Here is a 23637-nt window from a genome sequence, read left to right as displayed (position 1 = left end):
GGACACTGTCCCGCGAACCCGCCCCTCGACGAGGTCGTGAGGAGAAGGGGATGAACGGTCCGCCGAACGACAGGGGGAGGCGGACGGACGGGGATGTCGCTCGTGCTCGCCCTCTCGCGAGCGGCAGCACCCCGATCCGCCATCGCCTCCTTCGCCGCGTCCGCGGCATGCCCTCGGGCGTGGTGCTCGTCGTCGCGGGCCACGGCTGGGGCAAGTCGACGCTGCTGGGCCATCTCGCGGCGACCGACGACCGACCGGTGCTGGCCGGTCGCGCCACGCCCCTCGGCGCCGTGTGGCACACGACGCCCGGCGGGGTGTCGTCGCCCGTCACCGCCTCCGAGGCGGCCGCGACGCTGGCGGCGCTGAGGCGCCCGACGCTCGTGACCCTCGACGACGCGCACCGGTTGCGCGAGCCGGCCGACGCCGACGGCTGGTTCGGTCGCCTCGCGGCCGCCGTGCCGCCCGGCGTCCAGGTCGTGGTGGCGGTGCGCGCGCTCCCGCCGTCGATGATCGCGCGGTACGACGCCCCCCTCGCCGGTGTGCTCGACGTCGAGGACCTCGCCCTGCGCCCCTACGAGGTGGACCGCGCCGCCCGGGAGGGGTTCGACGCGCCACTGCGCGCCGACGACGTGCACCGACTCGCGGCCGCCACGGACGGCTGGCCGGCCGCCGTCGACCTCTTCTGCCGCGCGACGCAGGGGATGCTGCCGGCGGACCGACGTCGCGCGGTGCGGGGGCTGCGCGGGGCGCCGTGGTACCTCGCCGACTACGCGGAGCACGTCCTGCTCGCCGGGCTGACGGCGCAGGAGCGCCGGCTGCTGATGTGGGGAGCGGCGTTCGACGTCCTCACGCCGCCGCGCCTGGACGCGCTGCTCGAGGTCTCGGACAGCGCGGACGTGCTGCGCAACGTCGCGCACCGGTCCGTGGTGCCGCTGCGTGAGTTCCTCGCGGGCTACCGGATCCCGATGCCGCTGCGGCGCTACCTCGGGGCGCGGCTCGCCCGCGACCTGGGTCCTGCGCAGGCGCGCGCATGGTGGAGCAGGGCCGCGAGCGTGCTCGAGAGCGAGGGCGAGACCGCGTCCACCATCGGGCTGTGGGCGCGCGCGGAACGCCCGGCGGACGTGGTGCGGGTGGCGCACGCCGGCACCGACCTGTGGACATCGGTCGGCGGCGTGCTGCGCACCGATCCCGCCGTGCGCGAGCTGGTGCCGCAGCGCCTGTCGGCGTTCGCCACGATGGCGGAGGCGGTCGCGGACGGTGCGCTGGCCCCGGCGGCCCGGCTGCTCGAGCAGGTCGACCGCCCGGACGCGCCGGCGGGCGAGGGTGAGGGTGCGGACGACCACGAGCTCCGGCCGCTGCTCGGCGCTGCCGTACCCGCCGCGGTGCGTGACCTCGTCGCGGTCTGGTCCCCGGACGGCACCGGGCACGGCTCCTCGCGAGGCGCGTGCTCTGCCCCGGACGACGCGACGATCCCCGTGGCGCAGCTCGACGCGATCGGATCGTGGGCGCGGGCGCTGCAGTGCGGTCTGCGCCAGGGTCGGATGCCGTCGGGTCCGGCGGAGTGCGGCCTCGTCGCAGCCCTGCTGCACGGGTTGGCCGGCCGCGTGCCCGAGGCCCGGGCCGCGCTGGCCGCCGTGCTCGACGACGAGGACGAGGCCCCCGGGACGCTGCTCGCGGCGGCGCTCACCGAGTCGCTCGTGGACCCGGACGCACGGATCGAGACCGTGGCCGACGGCGCCGACTCGGTGCTGCGCGCCGCGCAGCGCCTGGGTCTGACCTGGCTGCAGCGGCTCGCGCACGCCGTCGTGGTGGCAGCCGAGGACGCCGACGACGCGCAGCGTCAGATCGCTGGGCTCGTGCAGTGGGCCCGGGACGTCGAGGACCCGTGGGGAGGCGTCGTCATCGCGACCGTCGTGACGGCCATCGCGGCGCGCCGGGGCGAGGACGACGCGCCGTCCTGGCTCGCGCTCGCGGCGGACTGGGCGGCACGTGACACTCCCGTCCTCGAGGCGTGGTGTCGCCTCGGCGCGGCGCGCGCCGCTGCGCGGGACGCGGGTCGGGGGGCTGGGTCTGGGTCGTCGGCTGGGTCTGGGGCTGCGTCGACGGCGGGGGCTGGGTCGTCGGCTGGGTCGCCGGCGGTGGGTGGGGCTGGGTCCACGGCCGAGGTTCCTTCCGTGGCGGGTGCGCCGTCACCCGCGGGGATCGCCGTCGTGCCGGACGCGGCGTCCCGGGAGCGCGCGCGTGGGCAGGCTCGTGCGGGCGCGACCGAACCGACGGTGACGGCGGCGTCGGGTGCGGCCGCGTCGCCGTTGTCGGGGTCGCCGTTGCCGGAGCCGTCGGAGCCGTCGGGGTCGTCGGGGTCGTGGCCCGCCGAGGAGGCGACGACTCCGTCGTCGCCGTCGGCGCCGGGTGCGAGCCCACTCGGCGGAACAGCTCGTACCGGCGGCCGCGGGGGTGCCGCGGCCGGCTCGGGAGCGAACGACCGTCGTCGGCCGGCACTCGAGGTGCGCTGCCTCGGTGAGCTTGCGCTTCTCGTGGACGGAGCCGCCGTCGATCTCACGGTCCTGCGTCCTCGGGCGAGGAGCATGCTGCGGATGCTCGCGGTCGAGTCCGGGCACCCGGTGCACCGCGAGCGACTCGCGCTCGCGCTCTGGCCCGACCTGCGCCCGACCGCGGCGATCCACAACCTGCACGTCAGCGTCTCCGCCGTGCGGCGGGCGCTCGACGACGCGCACCCGATGCTCGGGCGCGACGTGCTGGTCCGGGTGGGGGAGTCCTATCTCCTTCGCCTCGACGTCGGCGACACGTGCGACCTCATCGCTCTCGACGAAGGGCTCCGCGAGGCGCGTCGGGAGGCTGCGCGAGGCGACCTCGCCTCGGCCACCCAGGCGTGGCGGGCTGCGGTCGACCGGTATCGCGCGGACCTTCTCGTCGACGAGGGGTCGTCGGAGTGGGTGGTCGGGCAGCGCGAACGAGTCCGGCTCGCCGTGGCCGATGCGGCGTCAGCGCTCGCGAGGGCCGAGCTCGGCGAGGGCCGCAACCGTCAGGCCGCCGCTGCCGCGGTGCGCGCGATCGAGCTGGACGAGTTCCGAGACGATGCCTGGCGGGTGCTGGTGCGGTCGTTGACCCTGTCGGGAGAGGCGGCCGCGGCGCAGCGAGCGCGACAGGGCTACGCGCGGGTGCTGCGCGCGCTGGGGATCGCCCAACCCGGCACCGAGGTGGCCGGGGCGCGCCGAGCCCCGGGCACGGCGGCGGCTGCGCCTGCCTCGGCTGCATCCTCGCCGACAGCTCCGCCCACAGGTTCGCCGGTGACTGCCGACCCCGCTCGGACCCAGCCGGCGGGTTCGGTGCGACCCCTCCCGTCCGCTCGCGGGGGAGCGGTCGCCAGGGTGCTTCCGGTGCCGGACGGGCCTTTGTCTGCGACCGCGAAGGACGCGGAGCAGTCGCCCACCGCCGCGCGAGCCACGAGCGGGAGCGGCTCGTCGCCGCGCCTCGTGCCCGTCGCACGCGCGCCGCGCCCCGCGCGCGAGCTGGACCTCGAGCCCGAGGCGGTCGCTCCCTCCGCGTAGCTGGGTGGGCTCCGTGCTGGTCTGCCCGACGCCTGGGCGGGCACTGCCCGGGGCGATCACGCGCTCCACGTGGTGCTCGTCACTGGTCGCAACCGTCACTGACGTGACCGGTCCCGTGCGGATTGGTTGCGTGGTCGTCCGGCGCGGTCCGCGTGCGATCGCGTGCGTAGCGGGTCGCGGCTCGTGAGCGGGCTCGGGTGCCGACGCGCTCGACGTGACAGCCTCGCCGAGCCGCTCGTCACGAGGCGCCGCGGCGCGGCCGCGCGCGTCGTCGAGGCTGACGTGCACGAGCGCCAGGTCGTCATTGTCCGGTGGAGCGACGGGACCGATCTCGCTCGTCAGACCGTTCGGCAGCGGTGGGGCGGTGGAGTGGTAGCGGTGGCCGAGGTTGGGTGGGGCGCACCGGGATCGGGAGTCCATCGCGGCGAGCTCACCGGTGGTGGGGTCGCGGAACAGGCGCCGCAGCCACACCCCGTCCTTGCGGTCGTTGCTGCTGCCGTCCGCGGCGCTGTCGCGCGTCGCGCTGGTCCCCCTGTCGCTTGTTGCGCTGGTTGCGCTGGTGCCGAGCTGCCCGGGGTCCTCGTCCGCGGTGTCGGTGATCCCGCCGCCTGCCGAGCTCGTGCCGCGGTCACTGCTGCTGCTCTCGGCGTCGCTGGTGCCGTTGCTGCTCGAGCGTGGGCTGGTGAGGGTGGTGTGGATGAGGGTGCGGGCCCAGGGTGCGGGGACGGGGGTGCCGGCCAGGCTGGGGGTGGTCAGGGTGGCGGGTTCCTCGGCGCCCGGGGGGCCTTCGGGTGCGAGGAGGGTGGCCTCGGTCATGACGAGTCCGACGTGCACGGGGACGGGGTCGGTGGGGGCTCGTCCGGTCAGGCGGGAGGTGAGGGTGTCGGCCATGGCCTGGCCGCAGCTGGTGGCGTGTCCGGTGCTGACGGCGGTGTCGGCGGCGGCGCGTAGGGCAGTGTAGGCGGCGATGCCGTCCTTCATCGGCAGCAGGGCGGTGAGGTAGGTCATCAGGTCCGGGGCTGGGCGCAGGGTCACGGTGCGTTCGGTCTCGGCGCGGCGGGCGCGGCGGACAAGGGCGGCGGCGTCCAGGCGTTGCGCGAAGGTGCGGGCGCGGGCGACCAGGCGTCGGTCCCCGACGCCGCGTAGCGAGTGGTGGTCGCTGCTGATCTGCTGGTCCAGGAGGGCGCGGTCGGTGCGGGTGAGGCAGGCGCTCTCGCGGATCAGGAGCATGGCGCGCCACTCGTTGAGGCTGCCGTGGGCCAGGGCGGTGAGTGTGTGCGGCATCTCGGTGAGAAGGGCCTCGGCGGCGCCGAGGAGCTTCCCGCCGTGGTGGGGCGACTCACCTCGGGCCAGGGCGACCTGGGCTGCGACACCACGGCCGCAGTGCTTCGCGGGGACACCGGCGGCGCGCTGGCAGGCGCGTTGGGAGGAGGCCAGCTGCGCGGCCAACCTCGCCTGCGCTGCGCAGATCACGGACTTCAGCGCCTCCAGCTCAGTCAGCATGCCCACCCGCCACGCATCCACCTCCACCGCGTCGGGTCGGGTCGGGTCGAGCCCGGCGCGCTCGAGGGTTCTGTGCCCTGCTTGTTGGTGGGTGCCGCGGCCGTGCGTGCACGGCCCTCCGGCGCGTCCGCAGAACCCAACCACGCGCCCGCCAGCCAAGTCCGCCCGGTGGCGCGGGCGCTCTGCACTGAGTGGTCAGCCGACGGGCCGTGGGCTCGGTGCAGCGGGGCTCGGCCCAGCACCACAGCCCCCACGCCGCGCCGCCCGCTGCGCGAACGGGCAGCGTTCGCTGCGCCTTGGTGCCGATGCCGACCGCACCGCGCCCGGCGGAGGTGCAATGGTGCAACAGCGTCCCCGAGGAGCCGACATGCCCAGCCACGACCTCGAATCCCAGCTCCTGCCCCAGGCTGCTCCGCTGCGACACCGGCAGAGCGCGGCGCCGGAGAGCGCCTTGCGACCGGGCGCGCCGCTCGCCCCGCACGACCTGCTGAGACTCCAGCGCGAAGCCGGGAACGAGGCCGTCAGCGAGCTGGTGGCCGAGCGCTCGCCGGTGCTCGACGTCGTGGGCCGCGGTGGCGGCAGCCCCCTCGACGCCGGCATCCGGGCCGACATGGAGGGCCGCATCGGTGCCGATTTCTCCGACGTCCGCGTGCACACCGACAGCGCGGCGCACGACTCGGCACGCGCCGTCGGCGCCCGCGCCTACACGGTGGGCCACGACGTCGTCTTCCAGCGCGACGCGTTCGACCCAGGCTCGCACACCGGTCGTCTGACGCTCGCCCACGAGCTCACGCACGTCGTGCAGCAGCGCAGCGGCCCGGTCGCCGGCACGCCCAGCGCCGGGGGGATCCGCGTCAGCGACCCCGGCGACTCGTTCGAGACCGCCGCCGCCGCCAACGCCGAGCGGGTCCTCGCGCAGCCCGCCGCCGGCGAGCACACCCACGCGCACGACTCCGACACGGCGCCCGCCTCGAGCGCACCCGGCGTCCAGCTCCTCGCCGAGGAGTCCGCCGCGGGGAGCGCGGCGCCGGCTGTGCAGCGTGAGGAAGAGGAGGAGGAGCTCCAGGCCTAGCCCGGACCGCCTCAGCCAGCCTGACGCACCCCCGCACGACGGCGGGCCGCACCTCCCGGGTGCGGCCCGCCGTCGTGCGGGGCGTCAGGTCCGACCGCGGAACTCGACCTCGGCGATCGCGACGTGGGTGTCCGGCGTCGCGCGGTAGGTCTTGGCGATCTGCAGTCGGACGGCGACGACGTCGTCGACGGCGAGCGGCATGTTCTGCAGCCCGACGCTGTCCTCGAGCGGCATCGTGAACGTCTGCTGCGTCCCGGCCGACGTCGTCACCACCACCGTCAGCTCCTGCGGGCTCGCCTGCGCGAGGTACTCCTCCTCGACGTCGGACGCCCCCGGCATCACGAGCACGCGGGTGAGCCGGAACGGCTCGCCGAAGGTGAAGTCGAGGAACTGGCCTACGCCGTCGCCTGGCGCCTCGGGCTGCCAGGACAGGTTGGTCGTGCCGTCCCGGACGAGGTCGGCCGGGTGGTCCGGCGCGGCGCTGGACGCCGCGACGCCGACCGGGTTGATCGTGTCGCTGCCCGCGACCCGGTCCTGCACCGTGAGGGCGAAGCTCTCCAGCTCGGGGCGGAACGTGAACCCGACCGCGACGAGCGCCCCGATCACGAGCAGGGTCACCACGCCGCGCGTCGGGAACCGGCGACGGCGCACGTTCGGCCGGTAGCCCGCCTTCGGCGCGGCCTTCGGCTCGGGCCGCCACAGTCGCGACCACCACGAGCGCCGACCCTGCACCGCGGCGTCGACGAGGCTCGCCCCGCACCGGCGGCAGAACTTGCGCGTCGGCGCGTTGCCTGCGCCGCACGAGCCGCAGACCAGGTCGCCGGGTGACGGGGGCGGCTCGTCCGCGGCCGGCTTCGGGGGCGGGGGAGGGGTCGCGCGTGGGCGGCCGGGCCGCACCGGCGCGACGCGGCCGGTCGGAGCCGCGGTGGGCCGCACCGGAGCGACGAGCGCTGCGGCGCCCGCAGCCGCCCCGGCTGCCGCGACGGGCTTGGTCCCGGGCTTCACGCCCGACGGCGAGCCCCCCTTCGCGGGGGCCGCACCCGGGTGCACGGGGGCCGTCCCGGGCGTCGTGACGGAGCGGCGGGTCGGCGCCGGCGCCGGCGCCGCCTGCTCGGCGGGTCTCGCGGGCGCTGCGGCGTCCGCGACCCCGCGCCGGGACGCGCGTGCGGGAGGACTCTCAGCTGTCGGCGCCTCGCGCACGAGGGGCGCGGCGGGCGCGGCGGGCGCGGCGGCGCCTGCGGCGGCGGCTCCTGCCGCCGCACCGCCGGCGTGGGTCAGGGTTTCGTGGTCCGCCGGCGGGCCATCGAGCTCGGGCACGACGGCGAGCTCGGGTTCGCTCCTCGTCTCGCCGCTGCCGGGGGCGGGGGTGTCCGGGACGGGCGACCCGGCGCTCCTGGGTGCGCCGTCGCTCCGTGCGGGGGCGGTGGCGGCGGCGAGCGGGGCGGTCGCGGGCGCCGCGGAGGAGTGCGCGCCGTTCGTCGTGACGGCAGCTGTGGCGAGGAGGCCGTCCTCCGGCTGGTGCTCGAGCGACGACGCGTCGGCGGTCGCGTTGTCGGTCTCGTCGACGTCCACCCCGCCGTCGTTGCCGGGCTCCTCGAGGGGGGCCGCTTCGTCGTCGCCCGCCTCATCGGCGTACGGCTCGTCGTCGCCGGTCACGCCCGCCTCATCGACGTACGGCTCGTCGTCGCCGGTCTCGCCCGCCTCATCGGCGTACGGCTCGTCGTCGCCGGTCTCGCCCGCCTCATCGGCGTACGGCTCGCCGTCGTCGGTCTGCTGGGCGTACGGCTCGCCGTCGTCGGCACCCCCTACCTCGCCGGCCTCGCCGCCCGCATCCTCCTGGGACCACTCGAGGAAGGCCCCGCACCCCCCGCAGAAGCGCTCGTCCGGCTCGTTGCGGAACCCGCACTCGACGCACACGTTCACTGGTCCACCTCCTGGATCTCGCACGTGTGCGGCACGTGCGCCGGTTTGACGTTCCCCACCACGGCGTCGAGGCCGCGCACGTCCACGGCCGAGGCGTCCGCGACCCGCACGAGCACGTGCAGCCACGGCCGCGCGTCGCCCGGCGGGGTGGTGGCCGGTGTCAGCGACGCCACGACGCCGCCGGACTCGGTGACCTCGACCTCGCCGTCGACGACCAGCTGGACGGCCTCGCGCACACCGCGCACGGTGCCTCGCCAGCGGTGCACGCTCGCCATCGAGGCGATCACGGTGCGCGTGCGTTCGGTGCTCCACCGCTCGTCCGGCTCGAGCCCGACCCAGCCGGTGAGCCACTGCAGGAAGTCGTCGGGGGCCAGCGCCGGGTCGACGTAGGCCTGCAGGCAGTCCAGCGTCGAGTACACGGGCGCGAAGGTCTGGTCGAAGGCCGAGGCGAACCGCACGAACAGGTCGTCGTCCAGGAGCACGCCGGGCAGGCGCGTCGCCACGGGCACCGCGCTGATGAGGTCGGGGACCGCGCCGCGCATCTCAGCCCCTCCCCACCCGGACCTGGTGCCGGAACGAGAAGACGAGGCCGTGCGGGTCGAGGTCGAGGCGCTGCACCGGCTCGCTGCGCTTGCCGGTGAGCGGGTCGGCCGCGAACAGGCGCACGTCGTCCACGAGCTCGGTCCCGGGCAGACGCTGCAGCACCGCGAAGATCTCCCCGACCTGCAGTGGACGCCCGAAGGGCCAGCCGGTCCCGGCGGGCCCGCCGCGCAGCGGGTCGAGGTACCGGTTGAGCGCGGCGACCGCCTCGGCCTCCAGCAGCGCGGGCGCGGCCCGGAGCGTGGCCGTGAGCCGCGCGACCACCGTGACGCCCTGGTAGGTGGGCGGCTCGACGACGATCCGCGCCCCGACCGTGCGCCGCTCCTCGAGGGACGCGGCGATCGCCTCGACGGCGTCCGCGGGCGGCACCATGTCCTCGAACCGCAGCACGCCCTGCGCGTCGGTGACCGCGGACGGCACGACCAGTACGCGCACCGTGCCGATGTCGTCGCCCTCGGCCGGCGTGTACGCGTGCACCCGGGCGATCTGCGGGGCGGCCTGCAGCGCGAGGTGCTCGATGTCCTCGACGGTGACGGCGCGGTCACGGGTGCGCAGCGCGAGCGGCCCCCGCAGCCGAGCCTCGTCGACCGTCTCGGCCGCGACGCCGCCGTGCGCCGGCCACGGGTTCTCCACCCGGGCGACGAACGGTACGGGCGTGCGCAGCACCGTGACGGCCCCCTCGGCGACGTTCCCGGCGACGCCACCGCCCGTGCGGTACGCGGGCAGCCGCAGCGGCGCGCCCTTGGGCGGCACGGCGCCGCACCGCCGCAACGTGCCGTCCGGCTCACGCACCGCCGGCGCGAGCTCGACCACCCCGGCGGCGCGGTCGACGCGGAAGACGCGATCCTCGCCGTCGTGCCCCGCGAAGCTCTCGACCTCCTGCCACGCGTCCCAGCCGTGCCCCGCCGCCACCTCCAGCACGAGGGGCGGGCCGGCCACGACGGGGGCGTGCTGGAGCGCGAACCGCTGGCCGGGCACGCCCTCGGAGAGGCCGACGACCTCGTCGGTGACGGTCCGGGCGTGCACCGCGGGCACGCAACCTCCGACGGTGGCGGCGCTCGCCGTGCGCAGCACGGGTGCGCGGGTGTATCCCGGGTAGCCGGGCTCGGGCTCGACGACGCGGCAGCGCACCCAGCCCGCGCGCACCTGGGAGATCACCGAGGCGGTGTGTTCGGCCGGCAGGAGGAGCACGACGTCGCCGGTGCGGTTGAGGCCGCCCGTCCCGTCAACGACGACCTCGCACGGCGTCCAGTCCTTGCCGGTCCAGCCCTCCCAGACGAGCGGCGGGTAGCGCGGGTCGACCCCGACGCCCTGCACCTCGCAGCCCAGCCGGAACGACACGAGCAGGCTGCCGGCGGCGTGGTCGAGGCCGAGGAGCAGCGCGTCGCCGATCGCGGGCTCGTCCGCGAAGCACGGCACCGGGTGCTCGGCGTGGACCTCCTGCACGACGGCGGACTCACCCGCACGGTGCACCATCACCGTGGTCAGGGCGCGGGGCGCGATGACGAGGTCCTGCGTGGTCGCGAAGACGACGACGTCCTCGGGGTCGCCACCCGTGGCGACCTCGGACCGGGCGGGCAGCACGACGTCGTCGGGCTGGGGTGCCGAGAGCCAGGCGTACAGCTCCGCGCGTGCCGCGGTCGCCGGGTGCAGGCGCACCCCGAGCAGCTCGAGGAACTGCACGTACAGGCGGTCCGGCACCCGGTTGAGCCGGTAGAACAGCTCGTCCGCCATCATGGCGACGGTCTCGATGAGGGTGACGCCCGGGTCGGAGACGTTGTGGTCGGTCCACTCGGGGCACCGCTGCTGCACCATCCGCTTGGCGTCGTCCACCAGGTCCTGGAACCGGCGGTCGTCCAGGTTGGGCGTGGGGATCACGGGGCACCTCCGGCGCGCGGGGACGAGGTCGAGGGGGACTCGGGGCCGCCCTCACTGGGGATCGTGTAGAAGGGGAAGACGAGGTTGCGCGGGTCGTTTGTGCCGCGCACGGTGTAGCGGATCTCGATGAGGAGCACGCCCTCGCTCGCCCGCTCGAGGCTCACGACGACGTCGTCCACCTCGATCCGCGGCTCCCACCACTCCAGCGCGGTCCGCACCGTGCGGGCGATCGAGCCGGCCGTCGAGGCGTCGGCGGGCGCGAACACGAACTCGTGCACGCCGCACCCGAACTCGGGGCGCATGGGTCGCTCGCCTGGCGCGGTCGCGAGGATGAGGTGGATCGCCTCCTCGATCTCCCGCGTGTCGTGGGACAGCGCCAGCCGCCCTGTCGCGTCCGTGCGCAGCGGGAAGCTCCAGCCGGCTCCGACGAACTCGCGCGCCATCTCCCGCCCCCTCAGTTGATCTTCACGAGCGTGCCGCGGACGGTGGTCACGCCGGAGGAGGACAGCTCAGCGGTCCCCGTGCCGGCCACCTTGACGCTCGGCGCGGACGCCTCGACGGCGGCCTGACCGGTGATCGCGACCTTCGCGCCCTTGAGCGTGAGGTTCTGCGTCGCCTCGACCGCGATGTTCATGCCCTTCACCGAGACGTCCGAGGTCGCCTTCACGACCACCTTCGCCTCCGACGTGAGAGTGGCGTCCTGCTTGGCGGTGATCTCGAGCGTGCCGTCGGTGACCACCTGGATGCCGCGGGGCGAGGTGCTCAGGATGATGGCGTCCTTCTCGCCCTTGAGGGCCACGACGACGCGCTCCTTGCCCTCCTGCTCCTCCAGGCGCACCGTCGTGCCCGAACGGGATACGAGCCCGGTCCGCACGACCTTGCCGCCGGAGACCGTCTCGGTGGCCGCCCACGGCGGGGCGTCCTTGCCGTTGTAGAGCCCGCCGATCACCCACGGCGGCGCGAGCGGGTCGGCAGGCAGGACGGCGAGCACGAGGTCGTTCACCTCGGGCGTGATCGTGAGTCCGCGTCTGCTGCCCGCGCCCGCGGACACCACGTCGGCCCAGCCCGTCTCGGTCCGGTCGGAGATGGTCGGCAGCTTGACGCGGACCCGCCCGAGCTTTCCCTCGCCGTCGTCGTTGTTCGTCACGACGGCGGGCATCGCCCGCAGCGCGCCGGCGGAGGACCCCGAGCCACCGGACCCCCCACCCCCGCGGGGGCCGGTCACGCCCCACGTGCTGCGGTCGGCGGTGCCGGACACCCGGAACTCGCAGGTGTACCCCTCCACGGACCCGTCGAAGCGGTGGACCACCGTGCTCAGCACGTAGGCGCCGTCGAAGGGCGCACCCAGCCCCTTGAGGGTCGCGACCGTGCCGGCCTTGAGCGCCGGGTTCCCCGTCGCGGTGCCGTCGATCTCCGCGAACGACTCCCCGAGCCGGTCCGCGAGCAGCGTGGCGCGCGACTTCACGAGCGACGCGGTGGACAGGTGCGGCGCCGAGACGAGGGTCGGCGAGGCGCTCGTCCTCCCGGCGAGCGGGCCCGGGGTGAGCGAGGTCGCGACTCCCTTCGCGGACACCGACGCCGTGCCCACCGTGGCTGCCTTCGTCGTCGGCGACCACCCCCGCACCTCCACCGAGGGGACCAGGCCGGACGCGGTGCTCGTGACGTGCACCCGCAGCAGGTTGGCGCCGCGCTCGAGCACCGTCGGGTCGTCCCGCGCCCCGGCGGCGGCGGGACCGCTCGCCGTCGTGGGCGCACGGAGCACGACGGCGTTGCCGCGCGAGGCGACCTCCAGCCCGCACACGTCGGCGAGCTGGTGCAGCAGCTCCCAGTCGCTCTGATCCGTCTGGAGGACGTGCTCGAGCACCGCGGAGGCCCCGGTGGCGTCGACGGTGAGTCCGCACGCGCCCGCGAGCTTGCTCGCGATGTCGGCGAGGGTCATCTTCTGGAACGCCGCCGGCTCGCCGTGCCGCATGAGCCGGTAGGTCAGCTCGTACCCCCGCACCACGGTCACCGAGCCCTCCGGACCGATCTCCGCCTCGAGGCTGACGACCTCGACCTTGTCCACGAGCGTGACCGGTGCCGACGTCTCGTTCGTCTGCACCTGGACGCGCAGCTGGGAACCGACCTTGAGGCTCGTCGCCCCGATGACGGTCCGGTCCTCGTCGGCGAAGGTCAGCTCGACCAGGGCGGGCAGGGTGCGGCTGGTCTCGACGAGGACGGCGAGGAGGTGCTCACGCACCTGGTCGCCGAGGGAGGACCCGTCCACCGTGACGAGCGGCCGCGCCGTGACGATCTGGTTCGGCACGCCGTCACCCCCGACCAGCAGCGGAGGAGTCGGCGGCGGCCGTCCCGGCGCCCGCCCAGCCGGGCCCGGCGACCGCCGCGGCCGAGTCACCCGGCCGGTCGGCCAGGTGGGCGGCGAGCGGTAGGAGCAGACGGCGTCCCGTCGGGACGCGGGTCGGGTCGTCGATGCCGTTGACCCGGGCCACGTCACGCCACCGCGCGGGATCGCCGTACTCGGCGTACGCGATCGCCTGAAGGCTGTCGCCCTCGACGACGACGTGCTCACGGTGCGGGACGAGCGTGCCGGACGTGGGGTTCTGCCGGGGCGGCGCCGTCGCGATCTCCTCGAGGGTGACGGTGACGACGGCGCGGATCGGCAGGCCAGCACCCGTGAAGAGCGTGTACTTGGCCTGGACGCTGGACAGGTAGGCGTAGAAGCTGGTGATCCCGCCCCACTGGAACTGCACCCACATGGGGTTGTTCTTCCCGGCGGCCGCGGACTGCGTTGTTGGCACGCAGCACGCGAAGAGCTTCTCGACCGTCTTGACGACCGACCCGGTGCGCTTCTCCGCGTCGTCGAGGAACATCTCGAGGGTGAGCTTGGAGGGCTTGGGCCCCTTGTACTGCGGCGGACTGGCGTTCGCCGAGCCCTGCGCGTCGCGGCGCTCCCAGTTCGCCTCCTTGGCCATGACGAGCTCCTTGGGATTGAACTGGAACGCGACCTCGCCGACCTTGCCGCCCGGCTTCGCCGTGGTGCCACGGGCGGGGGGCTCGAACAGCAGGAGCGTCGCCGCGGTCCGCGTGCTCGTCGCGGACGCCGCCGTGGAGCCGCCCTGCAGGCCCGGGGTCACGCTCCACCCCCGCTGAACCCGTGGTGGGCGATCTCGAGCTGCTCGGTGAGCACCTTCGTGCCGTCGGACTGCAGCTGCGGGCCCGTCCACCGCACCGGCACCACCCCCGCGAGCGACCACGACGCGATCGTCGTGCCGTCGACCGCGGTGACGACGATCTGGCACGTGGTGCGCGTGTACCCGTTCGCGACCGAGGACACCCAGGCCGCCACCTTCGCCGACCCGGCGCCGAGGGGTCGGGAGAGCTTGATGTTGGGGAACTTCACGCGGGTGGGCAGCTGGTGCACGAAGCCGTTGGTCCCGCCCTCCTCGCGGGTCTCGATCACGACCTCGACGCCGAGGCCGTCGCACGTGGAGAACGCGCCGAGGTCCGCGCCGTCGACCGTGACGCGGTACTGCACCCCGACGGCGGTCCGGGTCTCCTCCAGGACGGTCATCGTCGGCTCCCTTCCCTCGAGTGATGGCTCACACGTCGGCCCGCCAGGCGTGGCGCTCGCGGCCGATCAGGACGTCGCGGCGCACCTGGCGCAGCATCGGCGCGGCGAGCCGCTTCGCGAGCGCGTCGAGCTGCGCACCGTCGAGCGCCTCCAGGGCGGCGGCGACTCCGGCCGCACCGGTGGCGGGACCGGTGGCGCTCGTCGGTGCACCGCCGGCCGCCGTGCCCGACCCCTGCCAGCTGCCCGCCGCCGGGGCGACGTTGCGCGGGTCCGCCACCGGCGCGACCGGGGTGACGTCGCCGCTCGGGGCCGCGGCCTGCGCCGCGGCGGGCAGGGCGAGCGCGGCGGGAGCCGCCCCGGGCATGCTCGCGGGAGCCGGCAGGTCGACGGCGGGAAGCGCGACGGCGGGCATGCTCGCCGGCGCGGGCAGGTCCACCGCCGGGTACTCGACCGCGGGAACAGCGGCCGGGGCGGGGAGGTACCCGTCGTGCAGCGGACCCCAGTCGTCGGCGATCGCCCGCGCCACGACCGGACCGAAGGCGCGCGCCACGGCGGGTTCGCTCGCGGCCGCCAGAGCCGTGCCCGACGGCGAACCCGCACGTTGCGCGGTCGTCCCGCCGTGGGCGGTGGTCGCGGAGCGCGCGGGCGCGGGCGAGGGGGCATCCGGGGCTGCGAGCGGCACGCTGACCGGCAGGGCCGTCGGCACCGCGCGGACCACGGGTCCGGTGCTGCGCTGCACCGTCCGACCGGGGGTCCTGGCGCTCGCGGTCGTGCGGGGAGCCGGCACGAGGGGCGTGCTCACACCGGACTCGAGGCGGCGGTTCCCGACCAGCGAGAGGACGGGCGCGGGTGCCGCAGCGGGAGCCACGGACGCAGCTGCAGCCGAGTCCGCGGATGTGAAGCGCCGGGTGTCCGGACCGTCGGTCGACCCTGCTGTGCTCGTTCCGGCCGCTCGTGGCACGGGCAGGTCGGCGTGGTGGGTGGCGACGAAGGCCGGCGAGGACGTCGCCTCGGGTCCGGGGACGGCGAGGGCTCCCACCGTCGCCGTCAGCGCCGTGTCCGCCACCAGGCCGGTCGTGCCCGTCGCGCGTGCCTCGACAGCGGCATCGGGCTCGGCCTCCGCATCGGCCGCGGTGCTGTCGGCGCCCACGCGTCGCGCGACGGGCAGCGGGCTCGCCTCGGCGAGGCCGGACGCGGCGCCCGGCGCCGCGTCGTCACCCACGAGCCGCTGCACGCAGCCGAGCGATGCGGAGTCGGCGACCAGCGGTGCGGACGCCTCAAGGGTCGCCTGCTGGTCGCTGCGTCGCCCGCCGTCGGCGGGTCCTGTCGTCTCGGCGGTTCCGACGGTCGCGCCCCTGCCGCTCGTCGCCTCCCGCGACACGACCGGCAGCTTGCCGCCGGGCGTGCTGGCCGGCGTCGGGAGCCCGCCGGCTGCCGGGGAGCTCGCGGCACCTTCCGCACCGAGCAGCGGGCGGGTCGCATCGGGCGTGCGCTGCGCGATCGTCGGTGACGAGGCCCCCACGGTCCCGATGGCGGGCGCACCAGCGCCCGAGCCGTGCGGTGCGCCGGACGTCGCGCCGAGGGCTGCGTCCGAGCGCGAGCCCGTGTCGGCGGCCTCGGTGGCGCGCTGGACGCCGGCCCGTGCCCCGGTTGGTGGCGCCGGAGCGTACGCCGTCGCGGACGGGACCTGCGACGGCGTCTCGCTCCGTCGCGATGGTCCGCCGGCCGGCGTGGCCTCGCGCTGCACCGAGGCCGGTGCCGCGGCGGTCGACGAGCGCACCGGGAGTGCCGCTCCGGACGCCGGTGAGGTGAGCGGAGCCGGTGTCGCGGACGACGTCGCCCGCGCGAGCACCCCGGCGCCGGTGAGCGGTGCCACCGACTCGTCCGCCCCCGAGAGCGTCGGAGTCGACGAGACAGCCGACACGGCGGACGAGGGCGTGCCTGGTGTCCCGGTGGTTCCCACCGACCCCGACGTCTCCGACGTCTCCGACGTCCCCGGCGTCTCGGGGGTCTCGGGCGTCACCGCAGACGAGGTGGACTCGGGCGACTCGGACGCGCCCGGCGCCTGCGTCGACCTCGACACCGACGGCACCGAGTCCGAAGTAGCAGAAGGCGGCGGCGCCGATGCCGGCGGTACGGATGACTGCGGGCTGGACCCCGACGGGGTTGACCCAGCCGGGGTGGACACGGACGGGCTGGACCCGGACGGGCTGGACACGGACGGGCTGGACACCGGCAGGGTCGAAGCCGACCCCGGCCCGGCCGGCCGGGTGGCCTCCGCGAGCCGAGAGACCGGCAGCGGCGCCGACGGCCGCGTTCCTGCACCCCGCGGGGTTCCCACCGGGGAGACGGACGAGGTCAGTGGTGCCGGCGCGGCCGTCGATGTCGGCCCGGCCGGTGACGACGGCAGGGCCGGCGAGGTCCACGAGCTCGACGACACCGGCGAGGTCGACGCCGAAGCCGCCCGCGCGTTCGCTCGACCGCGCGGGGGACCGCCGGGTGCAGCGAGCGGTGTCTCGCTCGCCACGGTGCGCTGGAGCGGTGCGCCCAGCCCCAGACGGGTGGACCTCGGCACGGCCTGGGTGCCCGTGTCCGTGGAAGCGCTCGCGTCCGCAGCGGCAGACACGGCTCGCTCGACCGGGAGGCTCGCGCCCAGCACGGGGACGACGGTGGCGCCCTGCTCGTCCAGGTCCTGGCCGAGCGGGCCGGGCTCGGCGCGCCGGCCCCCGGGTGTCGGGTCCGAGGCGCTCGTCGGGGTCGATGCACCGATGGGCGCCGCAAGTCCCAGCTCGGGCAGCCCCGACGCGGCGTGCGTCGGTGCGCCGGCGGGCGTGGGCTCCGGGGCGTCCAGTGCCGACGTGGCGAGCGTCGGGGCGGAGGTGGGGCTCGGGGCGGGACTCGGGGCGGGACTCGGGGTCGGGCGGGGGGTGGCGGGCTCGGTCCCGGCCGAGACCGCGCGAGCGACGAGCGGCAGGTCGCCGGCCGGCGGAGGGGCGACGGCCGCCGGGTCGGGTGCCAGGGCCCTCGTCGCGAGGACGGGCAGACCCACGGGTCGGTCGGCGAGGCTCGTGAGGCTCGTGCCCCCGACGGACAGCGGGCCCTGCCTCGCCGCCTCGCGGGCCGAGCGTCGGGGCAGGTTCGCTCCTGCGACGGGCGTCGGCCGTGGCACCACCGGGAGCGTCTGGAGCGCGCGCTGCGCGGTCGGCGCCGCTGGCCGGACGCCGGACGCGAGCGCCGACGGCGACGCCGACGCAGCCGACGCGGCCGACGACAGCCCCGGCGACAGCCCGTCCGACGTCAGCACCCCCGACGAGGAGAGCGCGGCCGAGGACGTCAGCCCCGCGGACGTCGCTCCGGCACCCCGCCCGCCGTCCTCGACGTCCCCGACGTCGGTGAGCCGGCCGCCCAGCGTCCCGTCGCCGTCGATGACGCCCCCGACCTCGGAGGTCACGACGTGTCCCAGCGACGTGAGGAACGTCGGCGGCTGCCAGGTGCTGATCCGCTCTCCGGTGCTCGTGAGACCGAGCACGTCGGGCATCGCGCCGATCGTGCGCTGCAGCGGCGCGTGGAACGCCCAGCCCCGGGGAGCAGGCGCCGGCGCCGGGGAGCCCACCGACCCGGCCCGGCCCGGACCACCCGCGGACGCGACGGGCGCAGCGTCGGCGATGCTCGCCGTCGTGCCCTGGTCGGCGTGCGCCGCCACGCTCGGTTCAGCTCCTGCGCCGCTCGCCGCCCGGCTCCACGGCCACCGCACGGCTCAGTCCTCGCCGCTGATGCGGCGGTTGAGCGCCGCGATCTGAGCCACGTACCGCGCCCGGTCCGGGTGCTCGAGGTCGAGGATGTCCGCCAGGGGCCAGTGGAAGTGGTACGCCACGTACGCGACCTCCTCGTACAGACGGTCGGGCGCGTACGTCACGATTCCCCCAGGCGCCCACCCGAGATGTCCACGGTGAAGTGCTGCTGGCAGGACGGGCAGACGACGGCGGCGTGCGTGTGCCCCTCGGCGTTGATGCGGCGGTAGAGGTCCTGCAGGAACGCCACGTCGGAGGCGAACATGCTCTCCACCACCTGGGAGGTCACCGAGGGCAGCGTGCCGAGCTCGGTGATCACCCGGCTCAGCAGCACGACCGTGGTGAACGCGGGGTTCTCCTGGACCCGGGCGTCGTAGAGCGGCAGCAGCTCGTCGCGCGCCGTGGCGAGCCGCATCGTGCCGACCCGGTGGAGCACGCCGTCGTCGTCGAGGTAGCCGCGCGGGAGTGCGAACGCGAACTCGGTGCGCAGCGCCGGGGTGCGCTCCGGCGAGCGGTCGGAGGCGGGGGTGAGGTCGGCGGGTTCGCCGGTACTCGGCTCCGCCACCCCGAGCACCCCCGCCACCGCGCGCCTCACACGAACTCCGCCTCGTCCCAGCACACGGTGAAGGACTCCGAGAGCGCTTCGGTCGAGCCCGCCTTGAGCGTGCCGCCGAGCTCGACGTCCTTGACCCACACGTTGCGGAAGTTCATCCGCTTGAGCACCTGGTTGTCAGAGCTGTAGATCGCCACCTCGGCGGTCTTGCGCGCGTCGGCGAGCTTGCCCTCGTAGACGGTCTTGAGCCAGTCCGTCACGGTCGTGGAGTCCGTGAGGCCGCGCTTGACCTTGAACTCGCCGGCCTTCTGCCGGCCCATCATCTGGCGCGTGACGAACTTCCCGTCCTGGGCCTGCTGCTGGTAGGAGACCTTGTCCACCTCGATCTTGAGCCCGCTGATCTCCATGATGTGCGGGACCTGGATCCCGTCGATCTTGAGGCTGAACGCGTAGGCGGTCGCGAGATCGAATGCGTCGGGCAGTGCCATGGCTTTTCCTTTCCCGATGGTGGACGGTGGCTACTCGGCGACCAGGCTGGTGCCGCCGGAGAACTGCGCGAGCTGGAAGATGACGAACTCGGCCGGCTTGACCGGCGCGACGCCGACGCGGCACGTCACCTGGCCCGCGTCGATCGCCTCGGCGGGGTTGGTCTCGCGGTCGCACTGGACGTAGAACGCCTCGGCCGGCGTGAGGCCGAACAGGGCGCCCTTGCGCCACTCGTTGACGAGGAACGCGGCGATGGTGCGCCGGATGCGCGCCCAGAGCGCGTCGTCGTTCGGCTCGAAGACGACCCACTGGGTCCCGACGAGGATCGACTCCTCGAGGTAGTTGAACAGCCGGCGCACGTTGACGTAGCGCCATGCGGGGTCGGAGGACAGGGTGCGGGCGCCCCAGATCCGGATGCCGCGGCCCGGGAAGGCGCGGATGCAGTTGATGCCGACCGGGTTGAGCAGGTCGTGCTCGGCCCGGGTGATCTGGGTCTCGAGCTCGACGGCGCCGCGAATCACCTCGTTCGCGGGTGCCTTGTGCACGCCGCGCTCGTTGTCGCTGCGCGCCCACACGCCGGCGACGTGGCCCGACGGCGGCACGTACCGCGTGGAGGCGGTCGAGGGGTCGAAGACCTTGACCTCGGGCCAGTACAGCGTGGCGTACTTGGAGTCGTAGCCCGCCTCGTCGACCCGCCAGTCCTTGATCTGCTGCGCGTTGAGGCCGGGCGGCGGGTCGAGGATCGCCATCCGGTCGCCCATCAGCTCACAGTGCGCGATGATCGCCAGCTGCACCGCCTTGAACGTCTCGCGGTCGATCGCGCCCTGCTCGAGCGCGGCGACGAGGTCCGGCACCGCGACCATCGTCACGTCGTCGATCGCCTCGAGGCCGCTGAACCCGGTCCGCTCGGCGGCGTCGCCGATGTAGTCCGCGGCCGTCACCTCGTCGGCGCTCGGTGCCGGGGGAGCCTCGGGTGCCACGAGGAGCTCCGTGACGCCCTTGTCGGGCTTCATGAGCGCGCTGCCGGACGTGAGCTCCTCGACCTGCAGGATCTTGGAGTGCGTGTTCACCTTGGTGGCGACGTTGTTCTCGCCGCGCTTGGTGGTGACGTTGTCGTAGCGCTCGGCCTCCTTGCCGTCGACCTGCACGATGAGGGTGAACTGGTCCTCGGGCGGGTTCTCGCCGCCGGCGTCGGCGACCTCGACGGTGACCCGCTTCGGCTTGACCGACTTGTCCTGGCTCGTGAGGCGCAGCGCGCCGACCACGGCCTGCGCGGGGCCGAGCTGCTTGGGGGCGGACTTCGCCGAGGAGGACGGCGGGGCAGCGATCGCGGGCGTCGGCGTCGCCCCGATCCGCACGACGTAGCAGACGCCGCCGCCGTTCATGTAGTAGCCGTACACGGCGTGCGCGAGGTAGCTGCCCGGCACGAAGTCGCCGAACGTCTCCACGAACTGCGTCCAGTTCGCCACCAGGGTCGGCGTGTTCACCGGTCCCTTCTGGGCGAGCCCGACGAAGGCGGCGACGGAGGTCCCGACGCCCTCGATCGGCCGGGTGCCCGCCTCCACCTCCTCGACGTACACGCCGGGCGAGAGATAGGTCGGCATGGGGGGCTCCTCGTCTGCGATCGTGAACCGGTCATCCGGGCGCCTCGACGGGGTCCGCCGCGGCTGTGCCCAGCGTGCTGCCGGGGCTGGGGGCCCGGGCGGTCCGCGCGGACGCCCGTGGGGGAAGAGCGGGTGCCCGAAAGGGCGCGGGTGGCCAGGGGTCGCCGACGAGTGGGTGCGGCGAGGTCCAGGCAGGGCGCCGAGGTGCTCAGGCTCGGTCCAGCAGGCCCCAGTACCGGCCGAACTCGTGCTCGAGGGTGAGCCGGCCGAGCTTGCGGTACTCCCGGTGCACCGCGGAGACGAGGTGCGTCATGCTCACGACGCCGCCGTCCGCGGCCGCGAGGTAGGCCGCGGTCACGCACGCGGACCGGATGGCGCCTCCCGCCATCTCGAAGGCCTCGGCGCAGAACTCGAGGTCGACGTCGCCGGCCCGGGGGATCGCCCGCCCCAGCGACCGGTCCCACAGCGCGAGGCGCTGCTCGGCGTCGGGCAGGGGAAAGTCGACGAGGACGTCGAGGCGGCGCGTGAAGGCCTCGTCGATGTTGGCGCGCAGGTTGGTCGCGAGGATGCACAGCCCGTCGAAGGACTCCATCCGCTGCAGGAGGTAGGCGCTCTCGATGTTGGCGTAGCGGTCGTGGGAGTCGCGCACCTCGGTGCGCCGGCCGAAGATCGAGTCCGCCTCGTCGAACAGGAGCACCGCGTTCACGCCCGCGGCGCCCTCGAAGATCCGCTCGAGGTTCTTCTCGGTCTCGCCGATGTACTTGTCCACCACGGTCGCGAGGTCCACGACGTACAGCTCCAGCCCGAGCTCGTGCGCCACGACCTCGGCCGACATCGTCTTGCCGGTGCCGGAGTCGCCCGCGAACAGCGCCGCGACGCCGATGCCGCGACCGCCGCCGGGCCGCATCCGCCAGTCCCCGAGCACCTGCTCGCGGAACCGCGCGCGCAGCGCGATCTCGCGCAGGGCACCCAGCACGGCGGGCGGCAGCACGAGGTCGTCCCAGCCGACGCTCGGCTCGATCCGACGCGCGAGCCGCTCCAGCGCGGTGCCGTTCTCGCCGAGGGCGCCGCGGCGCACGTGGTCGGCGGTGAGGCGGCCGTCCATCCGGGAGAGGTTGCGGGCCGTGCGCGCGGCGCGCGCGACCTGCTCCGGGCGCAGGCGGAACGGTGCCGTGGCGGCGACGGGGTCGATGGTGCCCGGTCGCCCGCCGGGCGGCAGCTCCAACGCGTCCTCCCACAGCGCCGAGCGCTCGGCCGCCGTGCTCGCCGGGACGGCGAGCTGCAGCGCGGGCGTGGCGCTCCACGCGGGGTCCCACGTGCCCGTGCCGACTGCCACCGTCTGCACGGCGGGATCCAGCAGGCGGCGCAGGACGTGCGGCGTGCCCGCGAGGGCGTCGACGTCGCAGACCACCAGCACGTCCCCGCGCAGGCGCGCCTCGCGGGCGGCGAGCGCGGCGAGCGCCCGGGGGTCCTCGGCGGCCGCGAGCGCGTGCGCGTCCACCACGAGCCCGCCCCGCCCCAGGCGCTCCAGCGCCCCGACGGCGAGCAGCCGGCCCGAGCCCGTCGGGGACTCGCGCAGGTGCACGAGCGCGACGCCTGCGCCGAGCGCGCTCGACAGGCGGCTCGAGTCGCCCCATCCGATCGGCTCGGCCGGGGCCAGCACGTCCCGCAGCGCGGCGTCGGGGGCGTCCGAGCCGAGCAGGTGGTCCACGACCCGGTCGGGCAGGCGCAGGCCTCGGCCGGGGAACGGCCGCTCGACGTCGTCCACCACCAGGAGCGCGCACGCGACGAGCGGACCGTGCTCGAGCCGGTGACGCGCCGCGGCGTTGGCCACCGACGTGCCGCACAGCGTGAGCGCGACCGCGACCGTGGGACGTCGCCGGGTGACGTCGTCGTTGAGGTATCCGAACAGCAGCTCCATCCGCGGGTCGACCTCGCAGATCAGCGCCGTCAGCAGGAGGCGCACGTCCAGCTCGGTGAGCGCGAAGGCGCGCGCGAGGCGGAGCACCCGGTCCTCCTCCTCGGGTCCGGACGCGCCCGCCCCGCCGAGACTGCCGGGGTCGACGAGCCACGCGGGCTCGCCGAGCCGGTCGGGCAGGGCCGCGGCGTCCGGCCCCTCGCGGGCGAGCAGGTGGTCGACCATCGGCTCGTCCACGTAGAGGCCGCGGAACGGGTCCTCGGGCCGAGGGTCGCCCGCCCGCCGCAGCTCGACGGCGAGCCCGACCCGGTCCTGGACGTCGAGCAGCCGCTGCAGCAGACGGTCGGTCGCGGTGCTCACGGCGCCTTCCTCCTCGGGGCGGACCGGCGCGCGGTGGTCGTGGTGCGGGTGCTCGGCGCCTCGTCCGGTGGCGACCCTGCCGCCGGCCTCGCGGTCGACCCGATCTCGGCCGCCGGGTCGGTCGCACCGGCAGGGGCGGCCGCCCCCCGCGCCAGCGCGGCCGTGGTGGGCACCGGCGCCCGGTGCCGACGGCGCACCTCGCTGCCCGCCGTCGGGACCCACCCCGGGGTGGCGCCGTCGGTGACCAGCTCCATCGGCTCGGTGACGGGCGGTGCCACGACACGGTCGGTGTCGAGGTCCGCCGGGACGGTGACCACCACGTCGATCGACGGCTTGAGCTCCCCGCCCAGCGCCGTCCAGACGTCCGCGAAGGAGCGGTCCTCGGGCGGTGGCAGCCCCACCAGCATCGAGGTGCTCTGTCCCATCGAGAGCGCGAGCGCGGGCACGGCGAACCCCGGCAGCGCGTCGAACCGCACGAGGTGCTGGAGCACGGCGTCGAGCAGCCGGTGCTCGTCCTCGGGGCGCTGGGTCCATGCCGTGACGAGGTAGGAGAGCTTGAACTGCCGCGGCGGCGGGATCCGGTGCGTCACCTTGCCGTCGGCGTCTCGCGGCTCGAGCAGGCCGAGGCTGCGGCGGCGCAGGTCCTCGCGCAGGTCGTACAGGTACACGTCCACGGTCGGGGCGTTGCGGCGCGCGGCCCAGTCCTTCGTGGGCGCGTCGAGCACGACCTCGACGTCGGTGCCCTGCAGGGCGGCGCGCACCTGCGCGCGCAGCGCCTCGTCCACCTGGGTGATCACGGGCGGTCCTCC

General features: G+C 75.3%; 17 protein-coding genes. 3 read left to right on the top strand and 14 right to left on the bottom strand.

Annotated features, from left to right (window positions below):
- Positions 1 to 167 precede the first annotated feature (167 nt).
- Complete coding sequence (locus tag AC3AQ1_RS01870) at positions 168 to 3569, top strand: BTAD domain-containing putative transcriptional regulator (protein WP_108717595.1); 3402 nt, start codon at positions 168 to 170, stop codon at positions 3567 to 3569.
- A 1870-nt stretch (positions 3570 to 5439) separates the two neighbouring features.
- The gene (locus tag AC3AQ1_RS01865; protein WP_108717593.1) at positions 5440 to 6144 is read left to right on the top strand and encodes an eCIS core domain-containing protein; all 705 of its coding nucleotides are present in this window, start codon (positions 5440 to 5442) and stop codon (positions 6142 to 6144) included.
- 84 nt (positions 6145 to 6228) lie between these two features.
- Here the strand turns inward: AC3AQ1_RS01865 and AC3AQ1_RS01860 are convergent, their stop codons facing one another.
- From AC3AQ1_RS01860 to AC3AQ1_RS01825, 8 genes are read right to left on the bottom strand one after another with little or no spacing between them, the layout of a single operon-like run.
- Positions 6229 to 8067: a zinc ribbon domain-containing protein gene (locus tag AC3AQ1_RS01860; protein WP_108717592.1), complete on the bottom strand. Its 1839-nt coding sequence runs from the start codon at positions 8065 to 8067 to the stop codon at positions 6229 to 6231.
- Positions 8064 to 8609: a phage tail protein gene (locus AC3AQ1_RS01855; protein ID WP_108717591.1), complete on the bottom strand. Its 546-nt coding sequence runs from the start codon at positions 8607 to 8609 to the stop codon at positions 8064 to 8066. The genes AC3AQ1_RS01860 and AC3AQ1_RS01855 overlap by 4 nt, the downstream gene beginning before the upstream one ends.
- Before the next feature lies 1 nt (position 8610).
- Positions 8611 to 10545: a putative baseplate assembly protein gene (locus AC3AQ1_RS01850; protein WP_108717590.1), complete on the bottom strand. Its 1935-nt coding sequence runs from the start codon at positions 10543 to 10545 to the stop codon at positions 8611 to 8613.
- The gene (locus tag AC3AQ1_RS01845; RefSeq protein WP_108717589.1) at positions 10542 to 10988 is read right to left on the bottom strand and encodes a GPW/gp25 family protein; all 447 of its coding nucleotides are present in this window, start codon (positions 10986 to 10988) and stop codon (positions 10542 to 10544) included. Before AC3AQ1_RS01845 ends, AC3AQ1_RS01850 begins: the two co-directional genes overlap by 4 nt.
- A gap of 11 nt (positions 10989 to 10999) precedes the next feature.
- Complete coding sequence (locus AC3AQ1_RS01840; RefSeq protein ID WP_159096336.1) at positions 11000 to 12850, bottom strand: VgrG-related protein; 1851 nt, start codon at positions 12848 to 12850, stop codon at positions 11000 to 11002.
- A 4-nt stretch (positions 12851 to 12854) separates the two neighbouring features.
- On the bottom strand, positions 12855 to 13679 hold the full coding sequence (locus AC3AQ1_RS01835; RefSeq protein ID WP_108717587.1) for a CIS tube protein: 825 nt from the start codon (positions 13677 to 13679) through the stop codon (positions 12855 to 12857).
- Positions 13676 to 14116 (bottom strand): phage tail protein, encoded by a 441-nt coding sequence (locus tag AC3AQ1_RS01830; protein WP_108717586.1) that lies wholly within the window; start codon positions 14114 to 14116, stop codon positions 13676 to 13678. The genes AC3AQ1_RS01835 and AC3AQ1_RS01830 overlap by 4 nt, the downstream gene beginning before the upstream one ends.
- Before the next feature lie 28 nt (positions 14117 to 14144).
- Positions 14145 to 15638 (bottom strand): hypothetical protein, encoded by a 1494-nt coding sequence (locus AC3AQ1_RS01825; protein ID WP_488301222.1) that lies wholly within the window; start codon positions 15636 to 15638, stop codon positions 14145 to 14147.
- 7 nt (positions 15639 to 15645) lie between these two features.
- Here AC3AQ1_RS01825 and AC3AQ1_RS01820 point away from each other — a divergent pair, with 7 nt between their 5' ends.
- Positions 15646 to 17916: a DNA polymerase III subunit gamma/tau domain-containing protein gene (locus AC3AQ1_RS01820; protein ID WP_488301221.1), complete on the top strand. Its 2271-nt coding sequence runs from the start codon at positions 15646 to 15648 to the stop codon at positions 17914 to 17916.
- Here the strand turns inward: AC3AQ1_RS01820 and AC3AQ1_RS01815 are convergent.
- The 6 genes from AC3AQ1_RS01815 to AC3AQ1_RS01790 all read right to left on the bottom strand — a co-directional run bounded on the left by AC3AQ1_RS01815 (position 17874) and on the right by AC3AQ1_RS01790 (position 23625).
- Positions 17874 to 18032, bottom strand: coding sequence for a DUF6760 family protein (locus AC3AQ1_RS01815; protein WP_108717582.1), 159 nt, complete (start codon positions 18030 to 18032; stop codon positions 17874 to 17876). The two genes, AC3AQ1_RS01820 and AC3AQ1_RS01815, sit on opposite strands and share 43 nt — an antisense overlap.
- Positions 18029 to 18502, bottom strand: coding sequence for a hypothetical protein (locus tag AC3AQ1_RS01810; RefSeq protein ID WP_234417665.1), 474 nt, complete (start codon positions 18500 to 18502; stop codon positions 18029 to 18031). Before AC3AQ1_RS01810 ends, AC3AQ1_RS01815 begins: the two co-directional genes overlap by 4 nt.
- Complete coding sequence (locus tag AC3AQ1_RS01805; protein ID WP_108717581.1) at positions 18499 to 18948, bottom strand: phage tail protein; 450 nt, start codon at positions 18946 to 18948, stop codon at positions 18499 to 18501. The genes AC3AQ1_RS01810 and AC3AQ1_RS01805 overlap by 4 nt, the downstream gene beginning before the upstream one ends.
- Positions 18949 to 18978: 30 nt before the next feature.
- The gene (locus AC3AQ1_RS01800) at positions 18979 to 20550 is read right to left on the bottom strand and encodes a phage tail sheath family protein (RefSeq protein WP_108717580.1); all 1572 of its coding nucleotides are present in this window, start codon (positions 20548 to 20550) and stop codon (positions 18979 to 18981) included.
- Between the two features lie 208 nt (positions 20551 to 20758).
- Positions 20759 to 22828 (bottom strand): ATP-binding protein, encoded by a 2070-nt coding sequence (locus AC3AQ1_RS01795; protein WP_108717579.1) that lies wholly within the window; start codon positions 22826 to 22828, stop codon positions 20759 to 20761.
- A complete protein-coding gene (locus AC3AQ1_RS01790; protein WP_108717578.1) occupies positions 22825 to 23625 on the bottom strand; it encodes a Pvc16 family protein in 801 nt (266 codons plus the stop codon). The genes AC3AQ1_RS01795 and AC3AQ1_RS01790 overlap by 4 nt, the downstream gene beginning before the upstream one ends.
- Positions 23626 to 23637: the final 12 nt, after the last annotated feature.

It is taken from the genome of Miniimonas sp. S16 (genome assembly GCF_057748195.1).
The sequence above is the reverse complement of the archived record's forward strand: the minus strand, read 5'-3'. Positions and strand labels throughout refer to the sequence as shown.